This is a genomic window from Paenibacillus sp. MDV22-iso6, from assembly GCF_058408365.1.
Genome location: NZ_JBZVDZ010000012.1, coordinates 79,153 through 91,589 on the forward strand (window position 1 = coordinate 79,153; position 12,437 = coordinate 91,589).

Sequence of the window (12,437 nt, forward strand, 5' to 3'; positions counted from 1 at the left end):
AAAATAGCCTCCTAACCTACAGAGATGTAGATTAGGAGGCTTTTTGATGTATGTTTTTACAAACGTTCATCACTTATTTACTCACCGTTCAATCTGGATATATGATCTTGATCTCTTGCATTCATGTGCAAATCCTGCGCCGCGCATGGAAATATCAAATTTTGGATATGTCGGCAAGAATGGAGGATAGCCAATATAGCGGACAAACGGTAACTTTATGGAGAGAGATGACAGGGCTGCTTATCCACGATACAAATTCAATGGGGGGACGTGAAGTGATGAAAAGGTCATGGAGAAAACGACTGACAATTGGAATCTGTCTAATGATGAGCATTGCTGCTCTTGGGGGCTGTTCAGGAGACAACGGAAGTGCAGGTGAAGCAGGAGGAGATGGACCTACCCCCATTTCAATCTGGATGTCGATGAATACCAATGCTTCCATCACACTCAAGAGCATGAATGAAATCACGGCGATTAAGGAATGGGAGAAGAAAACCAATACCAAAATCGAATTCCAGCATCCCGCTGTGGGTGCCGAGACCGAACAGTTCAATGTCATGATTGCCTCGAATCAGCTGCCTGATGCCATGTTTGTCAATGGAGATTACGCCAAGCTATTCAATGATGGTATCATCATTCGACTTAACGATCTTATTGATGAATACGCTCCCAATTTGAAAAAGATCCTGGACGAGAATCCCGAGGTTGCCAAACAGTTAAAAGCCGACAACGGAGATATCTATGCGATACCGCATCTGCGGCTTGGGGAATACAAAACCTTCGGCGGTACGTTCATCCGTCAGGATTGGTTGGATGAGCTGAAGCTGGAGAAACCGGAAACGATTGAGGAATGGGAGACGGTACTCAAGGCCTTCAAGGAGAAAAAAGGCGTAGCAGCGCCCCTGTTGTTTGGTGCACCACCCAAAATGAGCACGATGGGACCAGCCGCACCGACATATCTGGAGGCTTACGGCATCACTAATAATACGTTTATGAAAGATGGCAAGGTGGTCTATGGACCAATCGAGCCAGAATATAAGGAATTTCTAACGATGTTCCATCGCTGGTATCAGGAGGGATTGATTGATCCCGATTTTGCTACCAATGATCAGAAAACATACGACGCCAAAATTTTGAGCAGTCAAGCTGGTGCGTTTTTCACCTTCATCGGTGGAGGTGTAGGCCGCTACCTGCCCGCTCTGCAGGAAACGGATCCGAACGCCAACCTGACAGCCACTCAATATCCGGTGCTGAATAAGGGTGATGAACCACTGTTTACCGGACGCTCCTGGGAGTGGAGCAGTAGCGGCGTTGTGCTCACCAATAGCAACAAACATCCGGAGGAAACGGTCAAAGCACTCGATTATTTCTTCAGTGAAGAAGGACATATGCTGAAAAATTTCGGTATGGAGGGCCTCACCTATACGATGAAGGACGGTTACCCGACCTATACTGATGAGATTTTGAAAAATCCAGACGGTCTGTCGGTTGCTCGGGCCATGGCCAAACATTTTATTGCGAACTATCCCTTCGTGGGGGAGGATGACGATCGGTACAACGAGCAATATTATCAGCTCCAACAGCAGAAGGATGCGGCGGTTCTGTTCTCCAAATACAGCGAGAATACACTGAAGGTGGGCCTTCCTCCAACCAGTCTGACAACAGAAGAATCTACGGAGTACAGCAAGATCATGAGTGATATTGGAACCTACCGGGACGAGATGTTCGTCAAATTTGTCATTGGGGTTGAGCCGATTGAGAACTTTGACAAGTTTGTGGATCAGATCAACAAGTTTAACGTGAAACGGGCTATTGAAATTCAGCAAGCTGCCCTGGACCGTTATAACGCCAGATAAGGAAGAGATGTCCACGGTGGTGTAGCCGTTTTACGACTTTGCTGCCGTGGATGCCCTCTTTGGAATGAAAAAGGAAGGGGATGAAGGAGTTGTCGCACAAGCTTTCCTTGTTATGGCTCAATTACAAAAAGAATAAAGCCATCTATTGGATGGCTTTTCCCGTCGTTTTATATTTTCTCGTCTTCAAATACCTGCCGATGTACGGAGCCATCATTGCGTTCAAAGACTACTCGGTAGGCAAAGGTATATGGGGCAGTGATTGGGTCGGATTGCAGCATTTTCGTGATTTCTTTCAGAGCTATTATTTCTGGCGGATTCTGAAGAATACTCTTTTGCTAAGCTTTTATCAGCTGTTGTTCGGTTTTCCGGCTCCCATTCTTCTTGCTCTTCTGCTTAACGAGCTCAGACATGAAATCTTCAAACGTACGGTGCAGACGATCTCGTATATTCCTCACTTTATTTCCATTGTTGTCATCTGTGGCATGATTGTTGATTTCTCATCTCGTGATGGACTGTTTAACACCATCATTGGCTATTTTGGCGGTCAGAGCAGCGCGCTTCTCAGCGATCCGGCCAATTTCCGTACCATTTATACCGCCTCATCGATCTGGCAGGAGCTCGGCTTCTCCAGCATCATTTATTTGGCTGCACTTAGCGGCATTAACCCTGAGCTCTACGATGCTGCCAACGTGGACGGAGCGAGTCGGCTTCGCCAGGTGTGGCATATCACGCTTCCCGGCATCATTCCGATGATTATGATCCTCCTCATACTCCGCATTGGTGGACTGATGGAGATTGGGTTCGAGAAAATTATTCTGCTCTATAATCCGAATGTGTATGATACAGCAGATGTGATCTCGACGTTTGTCTACCGCAAAGGGATTAGTGAAAGTGCCGAGTTCAGCTATACCACCGCGGTGGGTCTCTTCCAGTCGGTCATCAACTTTACGCTGCTAATCGGTGCCAATCGCCTGTCCAAGGCGATATCCAATACCAAGCTGTTCTAGCCAAGAACGAGGTGAAGGGAGGGATTTCTTTGCGAATGAAAAGGTCCATTGGAGAGCGTCTGTTTGGCGGTGCGAACGCAATTCTGATGACAGGGCTAATTATCGTAACCTTGTATCCGCTGCTGCATGTGCTGAATGCATCGCTTAGCGACTCAGGTCAACTCATGGCCCATAGAGGCCTGCTGCTTTTCCCCAAAGGAATTACAATGGAGAGCTACAAGCTGGTGCTAAGCAACCCCAATATTCTGTCCGGATACCGGAATACGATATTCATTGTGGTGGTGGGCACGGCGCTTAATCTGCTGTTCACCATTCTGGGGGCGTACACGTTGTCCCGCAAAAGCTTTATGCTCCGCAATCCGATTATGCTGGCGATTGTATTTACGATGTTTTTTAACGGCGGAATCATACCGTCTTATCTTTTGATCAATAACACGCTTCATATGGGCAACAGCCTCTGGGCTCTGATTGTACCCGGTCTGATCAGCAGCTATAATCTGATTATTATGCGAACTTCCTTTGCGGAAATCTCGGAAAGTCTACTAGAATCGGCCCGTATAGACGGGGCGGGAGAGATGCTCATTCTGTGGCGGATCGTCGTACCATTGTCCATGCCCGTTATTGCGGTGATGATTCTCTTTTACGGCGTCGGTCACTGGAATTCATGGTTCAGTGCGATCTTGTATATTCGGGACCGGAACCTGTTTCCACTTCAACTGGTGCTGCGAGAAATTCTGATTCAGAACAGTACAGACTCGATGACCACAGGAGCGACCGCTATGGACAAAGAAGCCATCGGGGAAAGTGTAAAATACGCAACCGTCATGGTAGCCACCCTGCCTATATTGTTCATCTATCCGTTTCTGCAGAAATACTTTGTTAAAGGTGTTATGATCGGAGCAATCAAAGAATAGAGTTGCCTTATCAAGCCATACCAAATAACAAACGGTGAGGAGGAGACGCATGAAGAGAAAAAGCATCCTGTTATCCTGGGGCATTTCTTACATGGTCATTCTGCTCATACCGATTGTGATCGGTGCTGCTGTTTTTGCCGAGTCTCGGATGTTGCTTGAGGAAGAAGTGAATCGTTCCAACATGGTGCTGTTATCTCAGGTACAGGAAACCATTGATAACCAGATTGGTGATATTGGCAGCATTAGCAATCAATTAATGGCTGACTCCCAACTCATGAGCTTCATTAATCATGCGTCTGAACAGGATGCCCGCTGGAGGTTCATGGGGATTGATCTAATCAAAAACCTGAAATCTACACGCGTCGGAAACGGCTTGATTAGTGAACTGTATATTTATATCAAACAATCCGATATCGCGTTGTCCTCGTCTTCACTTATTCAAAAAAATTATCTATATGACATGTTCTATCAGGGCACCAATGTAACCGAGGAAGCTTGGACCCGGCTTATGCATGATTCCGGTAAGAGCATGTACCGAAAGATGGAGGTTCGGAGTGAAGATCGACGGATTGAAGACACGCTGGTCTATATTCAGCCGTTTCCTATTCAGAATGGCGCTGACAGCCCTGCGACCTTCGTTGTTAGCCTGGACCCTAACCGATTCCAGCAAGCCATTGATAACGTACGTTTGGAAAAAGAGAGCACTGTGTTCATTCTGGATCACGACGGTCAAACGTTATTTTCTACCGGATCACTTGAAACCCCTTACATGAGTGGGGAGGACCTTAACCTTTTCAATGATGCTGGGAAAAGAACGGAAACGATCGATTGGAACGGAGAATCCGTGACCATATCGCAGATTTCTTCTAAGATCCAGGACTGGAAGTATGTATCCATCATACCTACCCGAATCTATGCCAAGAAGCTGACGGTAATCCGCGATATTACGCTTGGAGGTGTTGCCGCAGGGCTTATCCTTGGTGGGGTGGCAGCCTGGTGGTTCACCAGACGGAATTACCGTCCGCTGGGACGGATCATGAACATTATCTCGGATAAGGTCAAATGGAAACTGGAGCAGCCAGACGATGAATATGGCATTTTGCAATCTGTTCTGATCCAAGCTTGGGAAGAGCAGGATCAATTTGCGAACAGGCTTAAGGATCAGCAAAGCGTTATAAGGAGCAGTCTGCTCACCAAGTTGATGAAGGGTAGGGTACAGGTGGGTGAGGGGTTTGCTTCGACCTTGGAACGTTCAGGTATTCGATTCGAGACGGAGTCTTTTGCTGTATTGCTCCTGCACATTGAGGATGTTGAAGGGCTGTTCCGTTCCAGAGTACGTGAGCAGGACCAGGAGGAGAAGCATCAATTTGTGCATCTGATTCTGACCAATGTGCTGGAGGAGATGATCGGCTCAATCGGTCATGTATACTCTGCGGACATTGATGGAAGAATTGCGTTCCTGATCAATATTCGGGAGTGTGAGGAGGATACCAGTCATCGGTTAATTCGTGCAGTCGAAGAAGCCCAGCGTTTCATCGGCTCCCGATTCTGCGTGTACTTCACTGTTGGCGTTAGCCATGTTCATCACCGTATTGGGGAAATCGCGGATTGTTTCCGGGAATCGGAAGAAGCGCTGGAATACAGGCTGATTCTGGGGATCGGTCAAATTATTGATCCGAACCGGATTCGTCGGCCCAAGGAGGAGCTGTATTACCCTCTTGATCTGGAGAGACAGCTCATCAATTATATTGCTACTGGAAATTATGCCCGTTCCACGGAAGTGATGAATGAGATTCTCATGACTAATTTTGCGGGAGAGCCCTTGTCTGTTGAACTGGCTCGCTGTCTGATGTTTGAGTTGATCGGTACCTTTCTGAAAGCTACGGAGCAGATCAAGACGGACGACCAGAACGAGATGACGCAGCGCAACGATCTGATTCGGCAATTGTTTGCATGTGAGACCTTTGAGGAGATTGAGTCCGAATTGCTGCGGATACTGGAGACGGTATGCCAGACGGTGCATGAGCGCAAGCGGTCCCGCAGTGAGGAATTGAGGGATCAACTGGTGGAATTCATTCATGAGAGTTATGCAGATGTCAATCTGGGCTTGACCCATTTATCCGAGCGCTTTCGGTTTCATCCAACCTATGTCTCAAAGTACTTCAAGGAACAGACCGGAGTCAACGTGATCGATTACATCAACCAATATCGAATTGAGCAATCCAAGAAAATTCTACAGGCAGAGGAACTGACGATCCAGGACGTATCCGAGCGGGTAGGTTTCCTGAACAGCAATTCGTTCATTCGTGTTTTCAAGAAATATGAGGGGATCACTCCCGGTCAATATAAGCAAAATAGCAGACTTGTCCAGCAAGAGGCTTGAAGAATATGACTTGTCTAGAGGAGGAACTGTTCCATGTGGAAAAAAGCTATTGAAGATGCACTCCATGTCACTCGGCATAATATAGATCGATTCGAAGGACGCTTTCCCCATGTTAGTAATGGGGATGAGCATTATGTGCTTAACGATAATATGGAGTGGACGGCAGGGTTCTGGTCAGGCATCCTGTGGTTATGCACGGAGTATACTCAGGACCAGAGGTTTCGTGAGGCTGCCGTGGATAGCGTCGATAACTTCCGTCGGCGAATGGAGCAGAAAATCATTTTCGATCATCATGATATTGGCTTCCTTTATTCGTTGTCTTCTAAGGCACAATGGATTGTGGAGCATGACGCCGCTGCAAGGAAACTTACGCTGGAGGCAGCCGATATGCTGATGAAACGCTGGCGGGAGGATGCTGGACTGATTCAGGCCTGGGGGCGGAAAGGTGATGTGAATAACGGAGGGCGAATTATTATCGATTGCCTGCTCAATCTTCCACTGCTGTTCTGGGCGTATGAGCAGACCAATAACGAGGAGTATCGCCGCGTTGCCGAACTGCATGCACTGAAAAGCCGCCGCTTCCTCGTTCGTGGAGACGACTCAAGTTATCATACCTTTTATTTTGACCAGGCTACCGGAGAGGCTATTCGAGGCGGTACGCATCAAGGCTACAATGATGGCTCTACCTGGACTCGCGGACAGGCATGGGGAATATACGGATTTGCACTGTGCAGCCGCTATCTGCAAAGTACAGAGATGCTGGAGACAGCCAAACGTCTTGCCCGTTATTTCCTTGCCCATCTTCCGGAGGACGAAGTAGCGTATTGGGATTTTGATGCCCCGCAGACGTCAGACACGAAGCGGGACAGTTCTGCATCGGCTATTGTTGCCTGTGGTCTGCTGGAAATTGCCGGGCGGCTTGATGAAGCCGATCCTGAGCGGGAGGTTTTTCAGAACGCAGCGGAATCGTCCATGAAATCCTTAATTAATCACTACTCCACGCAGGGCTCGGATACAGCTGAGGGTCTGCTGAAGCATGGTTCATACTCCGTAAGAGGTGGAGATTCACCTGATGATTACACGATCTGGGGCGATTATTTTTATCTTGAGGCGCTGATGCGTCTGGAAAGAGGTATTCCTGGATATTGGTACGATCGATAAGGTGACTCCTTATATACATTAGTTTTTTGTTGTATCAACTTGTGAAGTAAGATTAAGGGTCAGTATAATGTTATCTATTGAGAGTATTGGGCCAAACATTTATATTCTGGTGGGTTTCATCGTCCATGCTCCAGAAGGGGGATGTTTTCTTGAAAGTTCTTGAAACAGATCGGTTAAACCTTCGTTGGCTGTCACCGGATGATGGGGAGTTTATGCTTGAGCTTTTGAATGATCCTTCCTGGCTGGAGTTATTGGCGACAGAGGTGTGAGAACCGTGGAAGGCGCACGTGAATATATCCTGAATGGCCCAGTCGAGATGTACAACCGCTTAGGGTTCGGGCTGTTCTTGATGGAGCGGAAAGCGGATGGTGTTCCGGTCGGGATTTGTGGGCTGATCAAACGAGATTCTTTGGAAGATGTGGACATCGGGTATGCTTTTCTTCCACAGTTCTGGGGGAATGGATATGCGTACGAGTCCGCTGCGGCAACATTGGACCATGGAAGAACGGTGCTGGGCTTCGATCGGATCGTGGCGATCACTTCATCAAATAATCAAAAATCTGCAAAGCTTCTTGAAAAACTGGGATTAAAATTTGAAAAAATGATCCGGTTTTCGGATGATGCAGAAGAGCTAAGATTGTATGGTTCAGATAAATAACGAAATTGGGCTTGGATGATGAGTCTTCATTTCAATATAAATATACAAAGGGGATGTCCCATAAGTCATGAACATGACGAGGACATCCTTTTTAGCTTATTACTATTTAACGAACCGAGCACATGTTAATAGCTGCAATTTCCATAAGTCTACGATTTGGTTTAACGAATGATAGGGATGTTATTTCTCCAAATCTCTATATCGTAGATTGATGAGGATACAAACGTTTTTGTTTCCGTTGTTCCTCCAGAAGTTGCATCATCCATTGCTGAATGTTCATCGTCTGCGGAGTGGCATAAGCAGAATGGGCCAGATTGCAGGTCTCCAGCGGGTCGTCCGTCAAGTTGTACAATTCATATTCATCAGGTACCGGCTGTGTTTTCGTTAACGTTACACATTGTCCTGAAGCGGGCTTTCCAACGGGCTGTGTGATGACATCTTTTACCCCAGGCTGACTCCAAAATTGAGTATTGTCAAAGTACCGGGAAAACTTCCAGATTTCCGGTTTGTTGTTTTTATAAAGGGTGGTAATTACGGTTTCGATATGGTTGGGTTGTACCACAGACGAATAGGGCATGCCTAATGGATTGGTTTGGTGCTGACCACGTGTGACATCATCGTCCGTCATAAAATAGACCGGTTGCTGGGTCCGCGACGGATTATCATCTCCATAAATTAGAGGTGTGAGATTCCGTCCTACCAAATGGCGGGCTTCACTGAAATTCTTTTGCAATCGTCCATGGATTTCGGAAACGTTAATATGGGCCAGACCCAGCATGGTTGGCAGCAGATCGACATGACTTGTCAGGCTATGCACATGTTGTTGCTCGGGAAACAGTTGTTTATTGTGAATCAAAAAAGGAACATGAAGGTATTCCTCATAGGCACAGTACCATTTTTGATGAAGATTGCCGTGAGCGCCCAACAGGTCGCCATGATCCGATGTGAAAATAACAATGGTATTGTCATAGAAGGAGGAGCGCGTAAGAGCCTCATACACTTTGAACATTTGGCAATCCGCATTTTTTTGCAATTGGTAATATAGCTGGCGATAGAAGCTCTGATCGGTGATAGGCTGTAAAGCTCTTGGATACAAGTCTCGGTAATTTGCCTGACAACGTGGTTTGGTACCCAGCCACTCGTGTATTGTCGGGGGAGCGTCGACTGCGGGCATCGGATCTACCTCGAATTTGAAATCGGGTAGGCGCGCGGCGAGATCACCATATAACGTAATATCATGGGGATTCACAAAGGAAGAGACAATGAGCCAGGGCTCGACTTGTTGGTGTTCATTCTTCCTGCGATCAAGGGACTCAATGAGATGAACTGTTTCGGCGGCGTATACCTCATCACGTCCACTTAAGCCAAAAGCGGCGGAGGAAGCGGAGTTTCGGGGGTTTCTGCCTATGGGATCAGGGCCGATCCAATCGGAGAATCCGAAGTCCTCCAAACGACTCGCGTGAAGGTACAGGCTTTCCAACTGGGGTTCAGGAACCCCGGTCAGGGGGTGGTAACTGGGAACGCTTTGGTGGGTGCCGGGAGAGATGATATCCGCATTGGATATATGCCATTTTCCCTTATAGTACGTCTGGTATCCTGCTGCTCGGAAGTAATTGCCCATCGTAGGCACCGTATTAGGATTCAGCCAGAACATGTCAGAGTCATACGATTCCTTGGCAATGCCGACAGTCTGACTGACACCGTGCAGTGATGGATACTGACCTGTGAAAATGGTAGCCCGGCTGGGACAGCAGGCGGTTGTTCCGATATAATGCCGATGGAATTCCATACTATGAGACTTTAAACGTTCCTGGGTAATCAGATTTTCTCTACGCCATGCCTGTATTTCTTTGCTCTCATATACAGGAGGATAACGCTCTTCATCCACAAGGATGACGAGAAAGTTGGGTTTCTCCATAGTAGAAGATGGCAGGGAAGTATTGTTCACGGAGTTCATACACCCTCAATCGTTTTTTTACTTTAAGGTATGTGATGATGATTACGAAAAGTCCATATCCACTGACTGCGCTTGTACACAAAACGACCGTTTCCCAGTAGAAGAATGGGGAACGGTCGTTACTGTATATATCTCTTGGATTACTTTAAATTTGCGTTTTGGGCGCAAGTTCAATGGCGGAACGGATGGCGGCCAGCATGCTTTTGTCATCGGCGATGTTTTTGCCTGCGATGTCAAAGGCTGTTCCATGGTCTACAGAAGTACGGATAATGCCGCCTTTGAGACCCACCGTAATGTTCACGCCTTCTTCAATGCCCATGACCTTAATTGGTGCATGTCCTTGGTCGTGATAACAAGCCACAACGATATCAAAATCGCCACGGCCAGCGCGGAAGAATAACGTGTCCGCCGGAAGTGGACCAACGACGTTAATGCCTTCCTTTTGCGCACGTTCGATGCCGGGCTGCAGTTTTTCTTCCTCTTCACCATTACCGAACAGTCCGTTCTCACCTGCATGCGGGTTAATACCGCAAACAGCTACACGCGGATTTTCGAAGCCAGCTTTTTTCAAAGTATCATGAGCCAGTTTAACCACAGTGTATGTTCTTTCCGGGTTGATGCTGGCAATGGCATCAATCAGACCCATATGCGTCGTAAGGTGAATCACTCGCAGATTGGGTGTAGTCAGCATCATGGAGAAATCCTCAGTATCGGTCAAATCAGCCAAAATCTCGGTGTGACCTGGATACAAGTGCCCACCTAGGTGCAGGGCTTCCTTGTTCAGAGGCGCTGTGCAGATGGAGTGAATTTGCTGTTTTTTCGCTAGATCAATGGCCTTCGCCAGAAACTGAAATGCTGCATCTCCCGCAACGGCAGACACTTTTCCATATTCCAGATCTGCAGGAATGAGATCCAAATCAATAACGTCCACTGTACCGAATTCATACTTGGCTTCGGATGGTTCATGAATGGCATTTACTTTCAGGCTCGATCCGATGACAGGCAGGACACGCTCCAATATTTTTGCATCGCCAATGACGAGTGGATTGCAATTTTTGTAGACCTCCTGATGGCCCAATGCTTTCATAATGATCTCGGGTCCAATACCTGCTGCATCGCCCATTGTAATTCCTACGGTTGGTTTCATACGGTAACTCCTCCTTTTAATTTTTCTATTGCATGGATGAAGACGTCGGGCTTGCCGAACCCGCCCGCTTTGGTAATCACGTGCAGATCCTCAATTCCAATAAATTTCGATATCGGTACACCAATTTCAAGCTCATCAAGCAGCTCAAAACCGCTGATATTCCACTTCATACAAATTTGTTTAGCTGTATCTCCGCCCGTCATAGATACACCTTTGAAATACCCATTCTCCAGCAGCTTGGCGCAGATTTCACCTATGGCCCGTACAATTTCATTGCTGACCTCGGTGTGATTAAGTCCTCTGACTTCACCCGTAGCACGTGCTAGTTCAATATCTACCTGTTCGGCGGTTGAATAGAGGACAACGTCATTGCCTTCTACGGCTTTGGCCATCACTTCCTCATACACACGCTCGATTTCTTGCTCACGATCTGCTGCTCCCGATACGGCTTTGAACGAGTGGAACGGGATGGGTGATACGTCGGTTTTCTGTAGCAACTGCTTGAGCTGCTCACGAGAGTTTTTGTTCACACTCCCTACAACGGTGAGGATCGGACCTGGATTTGCCGGAATGGTCAATTCCGCAGATTTGGCTCCCAAGCCGTAATGAGTGGGAAGATAGTTCGCAATTCCCGCCGATCCTGCCCAGGCAAATGAATAATCAAGCTTGCTGGTGATGCTTAGTACCTGCTCCAAATGCTGCTCATCCGTCGAGTCGACGAGGATATAGGGAATGCCGTTTGCCTTAAAGGTTTCCAGTTGCGTCTTCATATGATCTGTACCCGATTCAAGATCACTCACCGTAATCTCGCCCACTTCATACTTGGTCTGAAGCTTGAGCAAATCCGGAAGATATGAAAGGGTCACAGGTGTCTTTGGATCATTCGCAATCTCGGTATCGGCCAGTGGAACGCCGTTCAGATAATGCGTGCCATTAAGAATGGTGCGATTGTTCTTGGGATAGCCTGGGGCGATCATCATAAAATCGGGTTTGACCACATCATACAAAGCGTCGATCTCGATCCCGATGTTTCCGCGCATGGTTGAATCCATTTTTTTGAAAATGGTGCCAAATCCGTTCTTTAACAGCAGTTCGGCTGCTCGACTAACCCGCTGATACGCATCCTCCGGTGTGATGGAACGGCTGTCGGTATCAAACACGACCGCATCGTAATTACGAATGTTATTTTCGTCCATGTTGAATAGTACGCTTGTCTTTAATCCATGGCGGGCAAGCTGCACCCCGCTGTCATTGGCGCCGGTCAAATCATCTGCAATAATGGCTAATTTCATGCAGTCATCCCTCCTTGAAAATCAAAATTAAATATAAGTCCGGTCAGCTAAATTCAATGCAT

8 protein-coding genes and 1 pseudogene are annotated in these 12,437 nt (G+C 47.3%); 6 read left to right on the top strand and 3 right to left on the bottom strand.

What is annotated here, in order from left to right:
* Window positions 1–50 precede the first annotated feature (50 nt).
* The 6 genes and pseudogenes from AC4PM4_RS27135 (at window position 51) to AC4PM4_RS27160 (ending at window position 7,979) form a co-directional block, all read left to right on the top strand.
* On the top strand, window positions 51–1,856 hold the full coding sequence (locus AC4PM4_RS27135; RefSeq protein ID WP_491614967.1) for an extracellular solute-binding protein: 1,806 nt from the start codon (window positions 51–53) through the stop codon (window positions 1,854–1,856).
* 80 nt (window positions 1,857–1,936) lie between these two features.
* Entirely contained in the window at window positions 1,937–2,863 is a 927-nt protein-coding gene (locus tag AC4PM4_RS27140) for an ABC transporter permease (protein ID WP_491614968.1), read from the top strand.
* Window positions 2,864–2,892: 29 nt separating this feature from the next.
* Window positions 2,893–3,777: a carbohydrate ABC transporter permease gene (locus AC4PM4_RS27145; protein WP_072735774.1), complete on the top strand. Its 885-nt coding sequence runs from the start codon at window positions 2,893–2,895 to the stop codon at window positions 3,775–3,777.
* Between the two features lie 49 nt (window positions 3,778–3,826).
* On the top strand, window positions 3,827–6,160 hold the full coding sequence (locus AC4PM4_RS27150; protein ID WP_491614969.1) for a helix-turn-helix domain-containing protein: 2,334 nt from the start codon (window positions 3,827–3,829) through the stop codon (window positions 6,158–6,160).
* 33 nt (window positions 6,161–6,193) lie between these two features.
* Window positions 6,194–7,321, top strand: coding sequence for a glycoside hydrolase family 88 protein (locus AC4PM4_RS27155; protein ID WP_491614970.1), 1,128 nt, complete (start codon window positions 6,194–6,196; stop codon window positions 7,319–7,321).
* Between the two features lie 125 nt (window positions 7,322–7,446).
* A pseudogene (locus AC4PM4_RS27160) lies at window positions 7,447–7,979 on the top strand (GNAT family N-acetyltransferase).
* 196 nt (window positions 7,980–8,175) lie between these two features.
* Here the strand turns inward: AC4PM4_RS27160 and AC4PM4_RS27165 are convergent.
* The 3 genes from AC4PM4_RS27165 to AC4PM4_RS27175 form a co-directional block, all read right to left on the bottom strand.
* Entirely contained in the window at window positions 8,176–9,897 is a 1,722-nt protein-coding gene (locus tag AC4PM4_RS27165; RefSeq protein WP_491615002.1) for a sulfatase family protein, read from the bottom strand.
* A gap of 184 nt (window positions 9,898–10,081) precedes the next feature.
* Window positions 10,082–11,083, bottom strand: a complete 1,002-nt coding sequence (gene pdxA, locus AC4PM4_RS27170) for a 4-hydroxythreonine-4-phosphate dehydrogenase PdxA (RefSeq protein ID WP_079697276.1) — start codon at window positions 11,081–11,083, stop codon at window positions 10,082–10,084.
* Complete coding sequence (locus tag AC4PM4_RS27175; protein ID WP_491614971.1) at window positions 11,080–12,375, bottom strand: four-carbon acid sugar kinase family protein; 1,296 nt, start codon at window positions 12,373–12,375, stop codon at window positions 11,080–11,082. The genes pdxA and AC4PM4_RS27175 overlap by 4 nt, the downstream gene beginning before the upstream one ends.
* Window positions 12,376–12,437 lie beyond the last annotated feature (62 nt).

Bases quoted from the DNA above. Each gene is read 5' to 3' on its own strand.
- AC4PM4_RS27135 (WP_491614967.1), top strand. From the start codon at position 51: ATGTTTTTACAAACGTTCATCACTTATTTACTCACCGTTCAATCTGGA.
- AC4PM4_RS27140 (WP_491614968.1), top strand. From the start codon at position 1,937: ATGAAGGAGTTGTCGCACAAGCTTTCCTTGTTATGGCTCAATTACAAA.
- AC4PM4_RS27150 (WP_491614969.1), top strand. From the start codon at position 3,827: ATGAAGAGAAAAAGCATCCTGTTATCCTGGGGCATTTCTTACATGGTC.
- AC4PM4_RS27155 (WP_491614970.1), top strand. From the start codon at position 6,194: ATGTGGAAAAAAGCTATTGAAGATGCACTCCATGTCACTCGGCATAAT.
- AC4PM4_RS27165 (WP_491615002.1), bottom strand. From the start codon at position 9,897: ATGGAGAAACCCAACTTTCTCGTCATCCTTGTGGATGAAGAGCGTTAT.
- pdxA (WP_079697276.1), bottom strand. From the start codon at position 11,083: ATGAAACCAACCGTAGGAATTACAATGGGCGATGCAGCAGGTATTGGA.
- AC4PM4_RS27175 (WP_491614971.1), bottom strand. From the start codon at position 12,375: ATGAAATTAGCCATTATTGCAGATGATTTGACCGGCGCCAATGACAGC.